Annotated in this window: 14 protein-coding genes; 6 read left to right on the forward strand and 8 right to left on the reverse strand. The window is 70.3% G+C overall.

The window, feature by feature from the left end; all coding sequences use genetic code 11:
- Nucleotides 1-127: 127 nt before the first annotated feature.
- A complete protein-coding gene (locus ACOMG5_RS05715) occupies nucleotides 128-778 on the forward strand; it encodes a carbonic anhydrase (protein WP_420342825.1) in 651 nt (216 codons plus the stop codon).
- Here the strand turns inward: ACOMG5_RS05715 and ACOMG5_RS05720 are convergent, their stop codons facing one another.
- From ACOMG5_RS05720 to ACOMG5_RS05740, 5 genes are all read right to left on the reverse strand, one after another.
- Nucleotides 779-2,350: a DUF4139 domain-containing protein gene (locus ACOMG5_RS05720; protein ID WP_420342826.1), complete on the reverse strand. Its 1,572-nt coding sequence runs from the start codon at nucleotides 2,348-2,350 to the stop codon at nucleotides 779-781.
- A 177-nt stretch (nucleotides 2,351-2,527) separates the two neighbouring features.
- Complete coding sequence (locus ACOMG5_RS05725; protein ID WP_420342827.1) at nucleotides 2,528-3,550, reverse strand: aspartate-semialdehyde dehydrogenase; 1,023 nt, start codon at nucleotides 3,548-3,550, stop codon at nucleotides 2,528-2,530.
- A gap of 68 nt (nucleotides 3,551-3,618) precedes the next feature.
- On the reverse strand, nucleotides 3,619-4,236 hold the full coding sequence (locus ACOMG5_RS05730; protein WP_420342828.1) for a glycosyltransferase family 29 protein: 618 nt from the start codon (nucleotides 4,234-4,236) through the stop codon (nucleotides 3,619-3,621).
- Nucleotides 4,233-5,252 carry a glycosyltransferase family 4 protein gene (locus ACOMG5_RS05735; protein WP_420342829.1) on the reverse strand — a complete coding sequence of 340 codons (1,020 nt, stop codon included), beginning with the start codon at nucleotides 5,250-5,252 and terminating at the stop codon, nucleotides 4,233-4,235. The genes ACOMG5_RS05730 and ACOMG5_RS05735 overlap by 4 nt, the downstream gene beginning before the upstream one ends.
- A 9-nt stretch (nucleotides 5,253-5,261) precedes the next feature.
- Entirely contained in the window at nucleotides 5,262-6,455 is a 1,194-nt protein-coding gene (locus tag ACOMG5_RS05740) for an MFS transporter (protein ID WP_420342830.1), read from the reverse strand.
- A 107-nt stretch (nucleotides 6,456-6,562) separates the two neighbouring features.
- Here ACOMG5_RS05740 and ACOMG5_RS05745 point away from each other — a divergent pair, with 107 nt between their 5' ends.
- The 4 genes from ACOMG5_RS05745 to modC all read left to right on the forward strand — a co-directional run bounded on the left by ACOMG5_RS05745 (nucleotide 6,563) and on the right by modC (nucleotide 9,513).
- Complete coding sequence (locus tag ACOMG5_RS05745) at nucleotides 6,563-6,922, forward strand: winged helix-turn-helix domain-containing protein (protein ID WP_420342831.1); 360 nt, start codon at nucleotides 6,563-6,565, stop codon at nucleotides 6,920-6,922.
- A gap of 62 nt (nucleotides 6,923-6,984) precedes the next feature.
- Nucleotides 6,985-7,728, forward strand: coding sequence for a molybdate ABC transporter substrate-binding protein (gene modA / locus ACOMG5_RS05750; protein WP_420342832.1), 744 nt, complete (start codon nucleotides 6,985-6,987; stop codon nucleotides 7,726-7,728).
- A 4-nt stretch (nucleotides 7,729-7,732) separates the two neighbouring features.
- The gene (gene modB, locus ACOMG5_RS05755) at nucleotides 7,733-8,431 is read left to right on the forward strand and encodes a molybdate ABC transporter permease subunit (RefSeq protein ID WP_420342833.1); all 699 of its coding nucleotides are present in this window, start codon (nucleotides 7,733-7,735) and stop codon (nucleotides 8,429-8,431) included.
- The gene (modC, locus tag ACOMG5_RS05760) at nucleotides 8,428-9,513 is read left to right on the forward strand and encodes a molybdenum ABC transporter ATP-binding protein (protein ID WP_420342834.1); all 1,086 of its coding nucleotides are present in this window, start codon (nucleotides 8,428-8,430) and stop codon (nucleotides 9,511-9,513) included. The genes modB and modC overlap by 4 nt, the downstream gene beginning before the upstream one ends.
- Nucleotides 9,514-9,566: 53 nt before the next feature.
- Here modC and ACOMG5_RS05765 read toward each other — a convergent pair whose 3' ends face one another.
- The gene (locus tag ACOMG5_RS05765) at nucleotides 9,567-10,031 is read right to left on the reverse strand and encodes an Hsp20 family protein (protein ID WP_420342835.1); all 465 of its coding nucleotides are present in this window, start codon (nucleotides 10,029-10,031) and stop codon (nucleotides 9,567-9,569) included.
- 197 nt (nucleotides 10,032-10,228) lie between these two features.
- On the opposite strand from ACOMG5_RS05765, the gene ACOMG5_RS05770 reads away from it, so the two are divergent.
- Complete coding sequence (locus ACOMG5_RS05770; protein WP_420342836.1) at nucleotides 10,229-10,933, forward strand: DUF599 domain-containing protein; 705 nt, start codon at nucleotides 10,229-10,231, stop codon at nucleotides 10,931-10,933.
- On the opposite strand, the gene ACOMG5_RS05775 is transcribed toward ACOMG5_RS05770, so the two are convergent.
- Together ACOMG5_RS05775 and ACOMG5_RS05780 are read right to left on the reverse strand one after the other, a co-directional pair.
- Nucleotides 10,930-13,011: a hypothetical protein gene (locus tag ACOMG5_RS05775; protein ID WP_420342837.1), complete on the reverse strand. Its 2,082-nt coding sequence runs from the start codon at nucleotides 13,009-13,011 to the stop codon at nucleotides 10,930-10,932. The two genes, ACOMG5_RS05770 and ACOMG5_RS05775, sit on opposite strands and share 4 nt — an antisense overlap.
- On the reverse strand, nucleotides 13,008-15,344 hold a 2,337-nt coding region (locus ACOMG5_RS05780), incomplete at its 5' end, for a DUF4159 domain-containing protein (protein ID WP_420342838.1). The genes ACOMG5_RS05780 and ACOMG5_RS05775, both read right to left, overlap by 4 nt.

The raw sequence follows: 15,344 nt of genomic DNA on the forward strand, positions 1-15,344 counted from the left end.
GCAGCCTAGCGCGCCCGGCGGCACCCGCAACCCCCGCTGCTTGCGCCAACATATTCCGCAGATGCAAAAAACTCTCGCACTCCGCGCGAAGTCAGCCTATCACGTTGCAAAAGCCAAGGGGGACAGGATGACGGATCACGTTCGGCCTCTGCCATCGTATCTGGTGAACAGGTATCACGGCTGGAAAGCCACCACCTATTCCGAAAACAAGAGCTGGTATCGCCGCCTCGCCGATGAAGGCCAGCGCCCGCGTGCGATGATCATCTCCTGCTGCGACTCGCGGGTCCATGTGACCTCGATCTTCGGCGCGGATTCGGGCGAATTCTTCAGCCACCGCAACATCGCCAACCTGGTGCCCCCGTTCAATCCGGACGGCGATCACCACGGTACCTCGGCGGCGGTGGAATATGCGGTGAAGTCGCTCAAGGTCGCGCATCTGATCGTGCTCGGCCATTCGCAATGCGGCGGCGTCGCCGGCTGCCATGCGATGTGCACGGGCCATGCGCCGGAGTTGGAGGAGAAGACCTCCTTCGTCGGCACCTGGCTCAACCTGCTGCGCCCGGGCTTCGAGCGGATCAAGGAGCAGTCCGAAGAGGGTCAGGTCCGCGCGCTGGAAAAGGAGGCCGTTCTGATCAGCCTCGAGAACCTGATGACCTTCCCCTTCGTGAAGGCCGCAGTCGAGGCCGGAGACATGACGCTCCACGGCCTGTGGCACGATATCGGCAGCGGCGGGCTCGAGCAGTTCGACCCCGCCACCGGCGCCTTCGATCAGGTCTGATTACTGCAGCACCTGCCCCGAGGGCCAGGAGAGGCTGGTTTCCAGCGTGATCTTCTGGCTCTTGCCTTGGGGCAGGCTGAATTCCCAGGCGAGCAGCCCGCGCATGTCGTTCCAGTCGGTCGCGGCGGGCTGCGGCTCGGCCTTGAAGCTCACTTTCAACTCATCCTGCTCCGAATAGGGCACCCGGTCGATCAGCCGCACCGGCCAGTCCCGGCCGGACAGGTTCTCCACCGTGATCTCCGCCCGTTCCTGGCGCGCATTCGAGGTCAGGATCACGCCGCGCCCGCCCGAGGAGGCCTCCGGCACCACCCGTTTCAGCCTGAGCCCGTCGATCGGCCCCATGCCGAGGCGCAGCTTGTCGCCGCCCGCAATGAAGGGCAGCGTGACCGCGCCCACCATCGCCCCGTCCACATAGAGCGCCGCAGGCCCCGGCAGCAGCGGCTCGGCCCCATTCGTGCCCTCCACGACCCGGTAGGCGGTCTCGTCCAGCAGCGGCACCGCCTCGGCGATCTCCTGCACCGGCTGCTCCAGCGCATCGAGCTTCAGCCGCAGGCCCTCCACCCCGTCGCGGATATCCACCGCAGCCGGATAGCGGTAGGTCAGCGTCTGGCCCAGCATTTCGGGCAGAACGTAGCCCGGCTCCGGGGCCGCGGCCATGACCACATCGGCCTTGCGCATCGCTTCGGAGGCCATCGGGCGCGGCTGACCGGGCGGGCCCGCGCGCACCAGCTCCGGCCAGAGCTCGGACGGATCCGCTTGCCCCGCGGGCCGCGCCGTGGACAGCGTGAGCGCCACCCCGCGCCAGTCCTCGCCCGAGGCTTGGTGAATGGAGACGAAGCGCGCGATATCCAGCCGCCCCGCCGCACTGTCGAGCGCGAGATCATAGGCCGGCGCCCAGCCCGCATCGGGCACGAAGGTGGTGATGGTCACCCTGCCCGCGCCCTCGGTAGAGATCAGCAGCGCATCCGCCCCGGCATCGGGATGCTCCAGCGCCGCTAGCTCCCGCCGCGCGCGCTCCAGCGCCTCGCGGTCGGGCTTCAGCCCGGCCTCGGCCTGGCGCACCTCCGCCTCGACCCTCAGCGCCTCCCGGGTGGCCTCCAGCACGCCCGTGCCCACCGCCTGCGCGAGCCGCGGCAGATCCTCGATCGCGGTGTTCTGCGTGGAGGCATGGCGCAGCACATCCGCCTGCGCGCGCGCAGCCACCGCGGCGGCGCGGCTCTGGGCGATGGCGTCGCGCTTCGCGGCCAGCGCCTGTTCCAGCGCCTCCACCCGCGCGCGCGCTTCCGTCACCGCGGGTGTGGGCGCCATGTCGGAGGCGGGCGCACGCGCCCCGATCAGCGTCGTCGCGCCGATCTGCACGCCCTCGCCCGTGACCCGCAGCCCGGTGATATCGGTGCCGTCGGGAAGGTTCGGCACCAGAACCTCGCCGCCCGGCACCTCCAGCACGCGGGTCACCTGCGCGCCCGTCGGGAACAGCGTCACCGCGCTCACTGTCGCGGGGATTTCCGCAGGCGCGGCCAGCACCGCAAGCGGCGCCGCAGAGAGCATCAGGGAAGCAAGAACAAGGCGCATGGCACTCCTCCGGGTTTCGCCGAAGGGTCGCCGGGATGGGGCGCAAAGGCAAGGGCCGGGGCGCTCACGCGCGCGTCACGTTCCGGTCAGGCAGACGAGAGCCCGGCGGGCAGGCCACGCGGGGCGCAAGCAAAAGCCCCGGCCGCGGGGGCCGGGGCTTCGCAGAGACAGGCGGGATCAGCCCTTCTTCAGACAGCGGTTCCCGAGCGTTTCGGCAATCTGCACCGCGTTCAGGGCGGCGCCCTTGCGCAGGTTATCCGACACGCACCACAGGTTCAGCCCGTTCTCGATGGTGCTGTCCTGACGGATCCGGCTGATGAAGGTGGCATAATCGCCCACGCATTCCTTCGGCGTGATGTAGCCGCCCGGTTCGCGCTTATCCACCACCATGATGCCCGGCGCCTCGCGCAGGATGTCGCGCGCTTCGTCCTCGTCGAGGAATTCCTCGAACTCGATGTTCACCGCCTCGGAATGCCCGACGAAAACCGGCACGCGCACGCAGGTCGCGGTCAGCTTGATGTTCTTGTCGAGGATCTTCTTCGTCTCCGCGGTCATCTTCCATTCTTCCTTGGTCGAGCCATCGTCCAGGAAAACGTCGATATGCGGGATCACGTTGAAGGCGATCTCCTTGGAGAACTTCTTCGGCGGCACCTCGGAAGTCGGGTTGTACACGGATTTGGTCTGTTCCCAGAGCTCGTCCATGCCGTCTTTGCCCGCGCCGGACACAGACTGGTAGGTCGAGACCACCACCCTCTTGATCTTCGCGCGGTCGTGCAGCGGCTTCAGCGCCACCACCAGCTGCGCGGTGGAGCAGTTCGGGTTGGCGATGATGTTCTTCGCCTTGTAGCCCTCGACCGCCTCCGGGTTCACTTCCGGCACCACCAGCGGGATCTGCGGATCGTAGCGGTAGAGCGACGAGTTATCGATCACCACGCAGCCCTGCGCGGCGGCGATCGGCGCATATTTCTTCGTCGGCTCCGAGCCGATCGCGAACAGCGCGATGTCGTAGCCGGTGAAGTCGAAGCCCTCGATGTCTTTAGTCTTCAGGGTTTTATCGCCGTAGCTGACCTCAGTGCCAAGGCTCCGGCGCGAAGCCAGAGCAACAACCTCATCGGCAGGAAACTCGCGCTCGGCGAGAATATTCAGCATTTCGCGGCCCACATTGCCCGTGGCGCCCGCGACGACGACTTTATAGCCCATCAGGGACCTCCATGCTCAAAAGCAGGCAGGCCATATCGGAAACCGGGCGGTTTGGAAAGGGATTCCCGTCAGATAACGCGCGAAATGCGCGGATCGCGCGCCATCAGCGCGCCCACCCAGGCGGCCTCGCCTGCGAAGTCATGCGGCACCTGCGCCGCCGTGCGGCTGCCCGAAAGCGACAGCGAGGCGAAGAAATCGAAGCCATAGAGCGTCAGCCCGGCCATGGCGGAGCGCGCGATCAGCTCGATCAGCATCGCGCCGGTGGTCGGCTGGGCGCCGACCTCGGCCATCAGCCGGGCGTAATCCGCCTGGGGATGCAGGTAGAAGCCGGGGCTGGTGGCGGTCTCCCAATCCAGCCGCTTGCGCTTGTGGCTCATCCACAGCAGGCGCGCGGGGCGCAGGCGCGCGCGGTCCGCCGCTGGCAGCCGCACCGCCAGCCCGAGCCAGTCCGTGCGGGTGCCGTGGCTCGCGGGGGCAGGCATCGGCGCGCGGTTGATCCGCACCACCAGGTCATGCGCGTCGATCGCGGCCCCATGGGTGCTTTCGCTCAGCGCGCGGGCATTGCCCACCAGCGCCACCCGCCGCCCCGCCAGCGCCGCCAGCAGATCCGCCTGCGGCACCGAGAGCGCGGCCAATGGCGCCTCCTGCCGCAGCGTCCGCGCCAGATAGAACCCGAGCCGGCTCATGCCAGCAGGGCCCGGTAGATCCGCACCAGAGCGGCGGCCTCGTCCTCGATGCGGAACTGTGCCTCCACCCGCGCCCGGGCGGCGGCCGCGGCGGCCGCGCGCCGCCCTGCATCGTCGAGGAAGGGCGCGCAGGCCGCAGCCAGCGCCGGAATATCGCCCGGCGCCACCAGCGCGCCGGTTTCGGGCGTCACAATCTCCTCAAAGGCGCCGACGCGCGTGGCCACCACCGGCACGGCGCAGGCCATCGCCTCCAGCGGCGTGAGCCCGAAGCCCTCCCACCGCTGCGGCGCGACGTACAGATCCAGCACCCGGTACCAGTCCGCCATCGCATCCACTGTGACCTCGGGCGGGAACAGGATCCGCTCCGCGAGCCCCGCCGCCGCCACCTTCGCCTTCAGCCCGGCGAGGAACTCGCCCTGCCCCTCCGTCGCCCGCCCCATCACCAGCGCGGTGACACCGGGGCGCGCAGGCAGGAGCGCGATCATCGCCTCGACAAAGGCATCTGTGCCCTTTTGCGCCCGGATCCGGCCATAGCAGCCAACCAGCACCCCCTCCGGCAGCCCCAGCCGCGCGCGCAGCGCCGCACGGTCCGCAGGCGGGCTGAAGCCCTCCGTATCGATGCCGTGGTGGATCACATGCGAGGGCCGCTCCAGATAGCCCGCAGTTTTGGCCGAGGTGGAGACCACATCGTCCATCTGCGAGATCAGCCATTTGGTATAGCCCGTGTGCCGGCGCTGGCTCGCGGAGGTGAACAGCAGCTTCAGCGGCATGCCGGTCGCGCGCAAGACGAGGCCCAGCAGCATTTCCGTATTGCGCCGCGCATGCCACACCCGGAGCCGTCGCGGCAGGAAGCGCAGCCGCCACAGCCCCACATGCGGCAGGCTGGCCGGCAGGCCCGGCCCCGTGGTGACGATGCCGATCATCCGCGCCTGCACCGGCACCAGCCGCACGATGGTGGCAGTGACGCCCGACAGGCGGCGCTTCAGGTTCGGGGCGATGACGTCGATCTGGTCCATGCGGACTGTCTACCCTTCCGCGACCGGCTTGTCTGCGGAGAACAGATAAAAGATCAGCGAGACCACGACCGGCAGCAGGAAGAACAGAAACAGCATCCGGTAGGTGAACAGCGTATCGCCCCCTGCGGAGACCGCGCGAAACAGCGGCGCCGAGCCGAACTGCGCCACCGCCACCCCGCCGATCGACATCAGGTTCAGCACCGTCATCCCGCGCCCGACCATATGCGGCGCGAAATAGGCGCGCCCATGCGCCATGATCACCGGATAGGAGCTGCCGAAGGCGCCGATGGCCGCCAGCGCCACCGCCCCCCACATCAGCGACAGCCCGGGCCAGGCCACCAGCGCCGCCAGCGCCAGGCACAAGCAGATATTGCCCCAGAGCACCACCCGCTTGTGGCTGCCCAGCACCCGGTCCGCCGGGCCATAGGCGAAGGTGCCCACCACCATCGCAAGGCTCATCGCCAGCGTCACATGGCCGATCAGCAGGCTGTTTGCGCCATGCACCTGATCCGCCCAGAGCCCCGCCCATGCGCCCCGGATCCCGGCGGCAGCGGCCTGGCCGGTAAAGGCGATCGGCAGGATCAGCAGGAAGCCCGGGTTGCGCAGCACATCGAGAACGGAGCCCTTCGCCGCACTGGCGGGCGCGGGCGCGCGCACCGGATCGCGGGCGAAGGCCCAGAGGCCCGCCGCGATCACGACCGTCAGCCCCGCCAGCGCCCACATCGCCGCGCGCCAGCCCCAGGCCTCCACCGCGGCGGCCATGGGCGCGGCGCCCAGAATGTTGCCCAGGCTGCCGCCGCCCAGCAGCGCCGCCGCGAGGATCGAAAACATCTGCGGCCGGAAGGCATGGGCCACGACGTAATAGCCCGCCATCAGCACCGGCGAGCAGCCGAAGCCCAAAAGCCCCATCGCGAGATAGACATGGCCCGGCGTCTGCGCCAGCGCGAAGGCCGCAGCGCCCCCCGCGCCACCGAGCCCAAGCAGGAGCGCCGTCGTCCAGCGCGGCCCGTAGCGGTCGAGCGCGTTGCCGACCGGGATCTGCATCCCCGCGAAGGCCGCAAACCACAGCCCCAATGCAAGCGCGAGCTGTTCGGCCGTCATGCCCAGATCCGCGCTCAGCACAGGCGTGAGCACCGCGAGGAAAACGCGGTAGAACTGGCTCAGCACATAGGCCGCCAGCAGAAATATGATTGTCAGGCGCATGGCTCCTCCTCCAGGCCCGGCCAAGCTGCCCGTTCGGGGGAGGCGGCGCAAGGGCCACCTTGCCTGCCCCCGCGCCGCGGGGCAGGATGGCCCGACAGGAGGTGCCCATGGCCCTGACACGCATGACGCTGCGGCTTTATTTCGGCGATCTGGTCTTCGGGCCGGGTAAGGCCGACCTGCTGCAGGCAATCTCCGAGGAGGGGTCCATCTCCGCCGCCGGGCGGCGCATGGGCATGAGCTACAAGCGCGCCTGGAGCCTGGTGGAGGAGATGAACGCCGCCTTCACCGAGCCGCTGGTGGCACGGGCGCGGGGCGGCGCGCATGGCGGCGGCGCGCATCTGACCGCGGCGGGCACGGCGGTGCTGGCCGATTACCGCGCGCTGGTGGCGCGGCTGCAGCGGGACGGGGCGGCCGAAATCGGCGCGATAAATGCCCGCATTGCCGCCGATATATCCGGCAGGAAATAACACTTGCCGCCCTCTGGCCGTGCTGGTTATGTTCGCGCGGACATACCGGCCCGGAGTTTCCCATGCGCATGCTTTCCCTGTCCTTCGGCCTGATGCTGGCCGCCGCCGCCCCGGCCCTCGCCGATCCGGTGGTGTTTGCCGCAGCCTCGCTGAAAACCGCGCTCGATCAGATCGCCACCGATTTCACTGCCGAGACCGGGGTCAAGCCGCTGATTTCCTATGATGGCTCCGGCGCGCTCGCCAAACAGATCCTGGCCGATGCCCCAGCCGACATGTTCATTTCCGCCGCGACCGACTGGATGGACAAGGTCGATCAGGGCGGCCATGTCCTGGCGGGTTCGCGCAAGGACTACCTCGGCAATACGCTGGTGCTGATCTCCGACAAGGCCGATGCGGTGGAAATCGCATCGCTGCCCGCAGCGCTCGGGCAGGAGCATCTGGCGATGGGGCTGCTGGATTCTGTTCCGGCCGGGCAATACGGCAAGGCCGCGCTCAGCCATCTGGGCCTGTGGGACAAGCTGGAGCCGCAGGTGGCCCAGGCGCAGAACGTGCGCGCGGCGCTGGCGCTGGTGGCATCGGGCGAGGCGCCCTTCGGCATCGTCTACAAGACCGATGCCGTGGCCGAGCCCAAGGTCCATGTCGCCGCGACCTTCCCGGAGGGCAGCTACCCGGCGATCACCTATCCGATCGCGCTGCTGACCGAGGGCCCCGATGCCGCCGGCGCGCAGAAGTTCTACGACTATCTCTCCACCCCGAAGGCCACGGAGCTGCTGAAGGCCCAAGGCTTCGAGATCCTGGCGAAATAGGCCGGTGGCGGCGCTGCTCAGCCCCGAGGAATGGACGGCGCTGCTGCTGTCGCTGAAGGTCTCCATCATCGCGGTGGGGACCTCCTTGCCGTTGGGGATCTGGGTGGCGGTGGTGCTGGCGCGCGCGCGCATGCCCGGGCTGTGGCTCCTCAATGCGCTGGTGCACCTGCCGCTGATCCTGCCGCCGGTGGTGACCGGCTATGCGCTGCTGCTCACCTTCGGGCGCAAGGGGCCGGTGGGCGCGCTGCTGGAGCGCTACCTCGGCCTCACCTTCGCCTTTCAATGGACGGGCGCGGTGCTGGCCGCGGCGGTGATGAGCTTCCCGCTGATGGTGCGCGCGATCCGCCTCGCGGTGGAGGCGGTGGATCCGAAGCTGGAGCAGGCGGCCTCCACGCTCGGCGCCTCGCGGCTGTGGGTGTTCCTCACGGTGACGCTGCCGCTGATCCTGCCCGGGGTCATCGCCGGGCTGATCCTCGCCTTTGCAAAAGCCATGGGCGAATTCGGCGCCACCATCACCTTCGTCGCCAATATCCCGGGGCGGACGCAGACCCTGCCCTCGGCGATCTATGCCTTTCTGCAGGTGCCGGGCGCGGATATGCAGGCCGCGCGGCTCGCGGCGATTTCGGTCGCGGTGGCGGTGGGGGCGCTGGTCGTCTCGGAAGTCGTGGCGCGGCGCGTGGCCCGGCGGATCGGGGGCGCGTGATGCTGGATGTCTCCCTCGCGCATGATTTCGGCGGGTTTTCGGTGGATGTGGCCTTCACCGCGCCGCCCGGCGTAACGGCGCTGTTCGGCGCCTCGGGCGCGGGCAAGACGACGGTCGTCAATACCGTGGCGGGGCTGTTTACGCCACAGCGCGGGCGCGTGGCGATCGGCGATACGGTGCTGCTGGATACCGCGCGGGGTATCTCCCTGCCCCCGCCCCGGCGCCGCGTCGGCTATGTGTTTCAGGAGCCGCGGCTGTTCCCGCATCTGTCGGTGCGGGCGAACCTTCTGTATGGCGCGCGCTTCGCCCCGCGCGGCGCGCAGGGGCCCGAGTTCGCCGCGGTGGTGGAGATGCTGGGCATCGGCGCGCTGCTGAAGCGCCGCCCCGGCGCGCTTTCGGGCGGCGAGAAGGCGCGGGTATCCATCGGGCGTGCGCTGCTCTCGAAGCCCCGGTTCCTGCTGCTCGATGAGCCGCTCGCGGCCCTCGATGCCGCCAGGAGCGATGAAATCCTGCCGTTCCTCGAGCGGCTGCGCGACGCGGGCCTGCCCGTTCTCCTCGTCAGCCATGCCATCGCCGAGGTCGCCCGCCTCGCCGCGACCCTCGTCCTGCTTGACGAAGGCCGGGTGCTGGCGGCGGGTCCGGTGGCCGGGCTCCTCTCCGATCCCCGGCTTGCACCCCGGCTGGGCGGCACGGAGGCGGGCTCGGTCATCGCGGCTCGGGTTTCGGGCAGAGATACGGACGGGCTCGTGCGGGCAGAAACCACGGGCGGCCCGGTGTGGCTGGTGGCGGCGCCCGAGGTACCGGGCGGGCGGCTGCGGCTGCGCATCCATGCCTCGGACGTGATCCTCGCACGGGAGCGGCCGCAGGGGCTTTCGGCGCTCAATATCCTGCAGGGCGTGGTGCAGGAGATCAGCGCCGAGGCGGATGGCCGCGCCTTCGTCCGGCTCGATATCGGCGGCGAGAGCCTGCTTGCCCGGATCACCGCGCGCTCCGTCAGGGCGCTCGGCCTCGCGCCCGGCGTGCCCTGCCATGCGGTGCTGAAATCCGTCGCGGTCAGCCCCGCCGATCTGTCTCAGGGCTGACAAAGAAAAGCCGCGGACGGGATGTCCGCGGCTCGGTGTCTCAGATGGTGGCCTCAGGCGTTCGCGTGCGCCACCGGTGTCGCCTCCACGGTGCGGCCCCCGGCAATCTCGATCCGGCGCGGCTTCAGCGCTTCGGGCACTTCGCGCACGAGGTCGATGTTCAGCATGCCGTCTTCATGCGAGGCGCCGGTCACGCGCATATGGTCCGCCAGCGCGAAGCGGCGCTCGAAGGCACGGGTGGCGATGCCGCGGTGCAGATAGCTCCGCTCGCCCGCTTCCTCGGCCTTGCGGCCCGCGACGATCAGCGCGCCATCGCGCACATCGACCGAAAGCTCATCCGAGCCGAAGCCCGCAACGGCGATGGAGATGCGGTAGGCATCATCGCCGAGCTTCTCGATGTTGTAGGGCGGATAGCTCGGCTGCGCCACATCGGCGGCAAGCACCCGGTCCATCAGGTCGGCAACGCGGTCGAAGCCGACGGTGGCACGGTAAAGCGGCGAAAAATCAAAGGTACGCATGGTAGCATCCTCTCTTGAGCGATGTCGGTCATGCCCTCCCACAGGGGGCCGGGCGGTCTGGCCGGAGCCCGTGATGGCGCCCCGGTACCGAGGAATCTGGGAAGGCCCCCGGCCGCTTTCAAGCCCCCCGGGAGGGCTGGAATGCGCCTGCCGCGCCCGGTATCATGCGCCACCCCTCACCGCCCCCCGGACCCGCCATGCCCTTCCCTGTCCCGACCCTCGGCCCGCTCGGGCCCGCCGATCTCAGCGCCCTCATCGTTCTGGTCCTTGCCTGGCTGTGGATCGGCTGGCTGACGGAGCACCCGCCTGCGCACCGCCCCTCCGTGGGCAAGCTGATGGAGGGCTACCGGCGCGAATGGATGCGCCAGTTCGTCACCCGCAGCCCGCGGCTGTTCGATGGCCAGATGGTGGACGGGCTGCGCCAGTCGAGCACTTTCTTCGCCTCCACCGCGCTGATCGCCATCGGCGGCGGGCTCGCGCTGATCGGAAACCCCGAGCAGCTGACCAACCTCGCGCAGGAATTCGCGCTGGCCTCCGGGCCGCGGCTGCTGTGGGAAACCCGGATCCTCACCGCGGTGCTGTTCGGCGCCAATGCCTTCCTGAAATTCGTCTGGTCGCACCGGCTGTTCAGCTATGCCTCCATCGCCATGGCCGCCGTACCGAACGACCCTGGCGATCCGCAGGTCTATGCCCGCGCCGAACAGGCCGCGCGGCTGAACATCAACGCCGCGAAGAACTTCAACCGCGGGCTGCGCTCGGTCTATTTCGCGCTGGCTTCGCTCGCCTGGCTGCTCGGGCCCTGGGTGCTGCTGGCGGCCGCGCTGTTCACCGCCGGCATGCTCTGGCGGCGCGAATTCGCCTCCAGCGCCCGCCGCGCCCTGCTGGAAAATCCGCCACACTAAGCCGCGCGGCGGCGCCCCTCCAGCAGCCAGGCAGCCACCGTCAGCCCCGCCGCGAGCAGCAGCCAGCCCCAGGCCGGCAGCACCGGCGTCACCCGGATGCCCGTCACCGCCGCCGCCTCGCGCGGGGTGATGCCGATCCAGCCCGGCCCCGCGCTCATCCGCCCGGCGGCGACCTGGCGCAGTACCGGCACCCCGTTCCACAGCCGGCTGACCCCGCCGCCCGAAGCCTTCACTGCCGCATCGAGCGGCTCCGGGCTCGCGATGGTGCGCTCGAATTCCTTCGGGCTGGCCGGGCCGAGCGCCACCACCCGTTCCAGATCGTCCTGCCGGAGCCGGTACAACCCCTCGCCCGGCGCCTGCCATTGCAGCGCGAACCGGCCCGGGCCCGCAGGCGGCAGGGCCAGCTCCTGCGTGGTGCCATCGGGCAGGGTCAGGCTCAGCGGCCCGACGCTGTCCTTCATCGTGCGCCGGGTGATGTTGAGCGCGAGGCTGCCGGGCTCCACCGTGGCCTGCAGCGCCTCCTCCTCCAGCTCCGGCTCCTTCATTTCCCAATGCGCGATCCGGCGCAGCAGCTCCAGCTGCGGCCCGCCGCCCTCATAGCCGCGGTCCCACAGCCAGGGGTGATCGGAGGCCAGCAGCGCCACCCGCCCCTTTCCGGCGCGCGAAAGTACCAAGAGCGGCGCCCCGTTCGCGCCCTGCATCACCACCTCGCCGGTCGGGCTGGTGAGCTCGATCTGGCGCAGCCAGCGGCCCCAGTGCTTGCCCTCCGGCTCGCCGCTGGGCGGCGGCGCGCCCTCCAGCCCCGCCGTCACCGGATGGCGCAGGCCAAGCTCTGTGGGGCGCGGCAGGAAGGCTTCGGAGATCACCCGGCCCGTGGGCCGCGCGGGCATCACCTCGCCCAGAGGCGTCTGCCACAGGCTTTCCACCGTGGCGAATTCCGGCCCGGCGGAGATCAGGATCGCGCCGCCGCGCTCCACATAGTCGCGGATGTTGCGGAAGTAGCTCGCGGGCAGGATGCCGCGCTCGCCATAGCGGTCGAAGATGATAAGGTCGAACTGGTCGATCTTGTCGATGAACAGCTCCTGCGTCGGGAAAGCGATCAGCGAGAGCTCGCTCACCGGCACGCCGTCCTGCTTCTCCGGCGGGCGCAGGATGGTGAAATGCACGAGGTCCACGCCTGCGTCGGATTTCAGCAGGTTGCGCCAAGTGCGCTCACCGGCATGCGGCTCCCCCGATACCAGGAGCACCCGCAGCCGGTCGCGCACGCCGTTGATCTGCACCACGGCCGCGTTGTTGCGCTCTGTCAGCTCTCCGGCTGCCGGGGTCACGGTGAACTGCACCACGTTCTGCCCGCCATGTTCCAGCGTCAGCGGCAGCTCCAGGTCCTGGCCCACCTGCACCCGGTAGCTCTGCGCAGCACCGCCGTCGATGGCGATGCTCAGCTCCGCCGAGGTGCCCGCCGCGGCAGGCACTGCGCCCTCATCCTCGATCTTCAGCCGGATCCGGGTCTCCTCGCCGATGATGCCATAGGCGGGCGCGGTCTCGATCACCAGCCGCCGGTCCCAGTCGCTGCGCTGCCCGGTCAGCAGGAGCTGCAACGGCGCGGGCAGGCCCGGCACCAGCCCCGGGTCGTGCACCTGCCCATCGCTCACCACCAGAACGCCCGCGACCCGCGCGCGCGGCTCCGCCGCCAGCGCCTCCGCAAGGGCCGCGCCAATCTGCGTGCCGCCATCCTTCGGCGCGTCGTGCACGGTGACCCGGCGCAGCTCCGTATTGGGCAGCGCCTGCACCGCGGCCGCAAGCCGCGCCACCGCCGCATCCGTCTGCGCGCCACGATCCGACAGGCCCTGCGAGGCGCTGCGGTCATCGAGCAGGATCACGATATCCGACAGCGGCCGCTTCTCCTCCTGCTGCAGCGAGGGCTGCGCCACCGCGAGAAGCAGCACCAGCGCCGCCAGCGCCCGGAGCGCCCAGCCCTTCAGCCCGCGCCAGAGCGCAAAGCCCAGCACCAGAACCGCCAGCGCGGCACCGGCCCAGATCAGCCCCCAGGGCAGCAGCGGCGCGAAGATCACACTCATTGCCCCAGCCTTTCCAGCAGGGCCGGCACATGCACCTGATCGGATTTGTAATTGCCGGTGAGCACATGCATCACCAGGTTCACCCCGAAGCGCAGCGCCACCTCGCGCTGCCGTTCGCCGCCCGAACCGCGCCCCACCGGCAGCATCGCCTGGCCGGTATCGTCCACCGCCCAGGCCGCCGCCCAGTCGTTGCCGCCAATGACCACCGGCGTCACCCCGTCGTTGAGGTTGCGAAACGGCATACCCTCGGCCTGTTCGGCATCGGGGGGCGCGGCCTCCACCCAGACCGGGCCATCATAGCGGCCGGGGAAGCCCTGCAGCAGGTAAAAGGTGCGGGTGAGCACATGGTCGGGCGGGATCGGCGCCAGCGGCGGGATCTCCAGCGGCGCGGCAAGCGCCTGCAGCCGGCGCCCGGCATCGGTGATGCCCATCGCGGCCAGATCGGCGTCGCGGGTATCGAACAGGATCATGCCACCGCCGCGCAGATAGCGATTGAGCCGGGCATATTCATCGGGGGCGGGCATCGGGCTTTCGGCCGTGACCGGCCAGTAGATCAGCGTGAACAGCGCCAGATCGTCGGTCTTGAGATCGAGCTGCATCGGCTCGGAGGGCTCGACCGTGGTGCGCCGGGCGAGGATCTGGCTCAGCCCCTTCAGCCCCGCCATCGACACCCGGTCCACCTGCGGATCGCCGGAGGCGATGTAGGCCAGCACCACATTCGACGCCGCAGCGATGGCGCGGTCGGGCGCCATCTCCTGCGCCTCGGCGCGCGGCGCCAGCATCAGCGCGCACAGGAGCACCGCCGCCACCCGCGGCCCCCGCAGCCGCCCCGAGACCGCCAACGAGGCGAGCGCATCCGCCATCAGCACCACCAGCGCCGCCGCAAGCAGCATCCCCTTCAGCGGCATCGCCCGCTCCGCCGCCGCGCCCTCGACCGGCACATCGAGCGGCCAGCTGGCCGGAGCCAGCACGCGCCCCCGCGCGAGCGCATTGAGCGCGACGGAGCGCTCCGCCGCGGTATAGACCCCGGGCGGCAGATCCGGCCCCGGCGGGCCCGCGGCCAGCACCTCGCCTGCAACGCCGGGCGCCGCTTCGGCCGGGGCAAGGCGCCCGAACCCGTCGATCAGCTTCGCCGGAACCCAGGTCTGCCCGGCCAGATCGGCCGCTTCCGGCGCCGCGCTGCGCGCCGAAACGGCCAGCCGCTCCAGCATCTGCGGGAACAGCCCCGAGAGCGGCAGCGTGGACCAGTCCGCATTCGCGGTGACGTGGAACAGCACGATCTCGCCCGCGCCTTCGGCAGCGCGGGTAACGAGCGGCGTGCCATCGGCCAGCCCCGCGATGGTGCGCGCGGCGAGCTCCGGGCCGGGCTCGGCCATCACCTGCTCGCGCACCGAGACATCGGCGGGCACGGTGAGGCCCGCAAAGGGCGAGCCCTCGGCGAAAGGCGCGAGGCTGCGCGGCTCGCCCCAGCTCATTGTGCCCCCGACCGAGCGGCCGCCCGCGCGCAGCCGCACCGGCAGGAACGGGTCCTCCCCCGTCTCCGCAGCCATCCGCGGCCCGGCGAAACGCACCAGAAGCCCGCCCTTATCCAGCCATTGACGCAGGCGCTCCGGCTCCGCCGGATTGGCCACATCCGCCAGAATGATCACATCGGGGTTGGCGCTCAGCGCATCTTCGAGCGTGCCGTCGATCAGGTCCGCGGTGGGCGCCAGCGCCTGGCGCAAATAGTGGGTGGGCACCAGCAGCTCCAGCCCCTCGCGGGCGGAGGCGCCGGAAATCAGCGCGACCTTGCGCCGCTTCACGGAATCGTCCGTCAGCGCCACGGCACCGGCACTGCGCAGCCCCGCCACCTCGAACCGGTTCACCCGGTTGCGCAGCTCGGGCGGCAGCTCGAACTCCGCCTCCCCGGCGCTGGCATTGGTCAGCCCCACGGTGACCCGCGCCAGCTCCCGCTCCGCCCCGGTCGGGTCCGGGCCAAGGGCCGTCACATCATACTCCGCGCTGACCGGGACGGATGTGTGCAGCGGCACCCGCACGGCGCCATCGCGGATCTCGGCTGTGCCCAGGGCCACCACCGGCAGGCCCGGCTGCCAGACCTTCACCGCGCCGCGCCCCTGCAATGCCGCCAGCAGATCCGCCCGCCCGGGGCGATCCAGCCCATCGGAGAGCCACAGCGTATCGAACCGGCCCTCCGGCAGCTTTTGCAGATCCGGCGCGCCCGGCTCCCAGGCCGCGGGCAGCAGCCCCGCGAGGCCCTGCGCCAGCGTGCCTGCATCGGCAAAGACGGGCGGGGCGGGCGGCACGGCGCGCAGGATGAACCACAGCACCGGCAG

It is taken from the genome of Paenirhodobacter sp., assembly GCF_041916475.1.
Lineage (GTDB): Bacteria > Pseudomonadota > Alphaproteobacteria > Rhodobacterales > Rhodobacteraceae > Rhodobacter.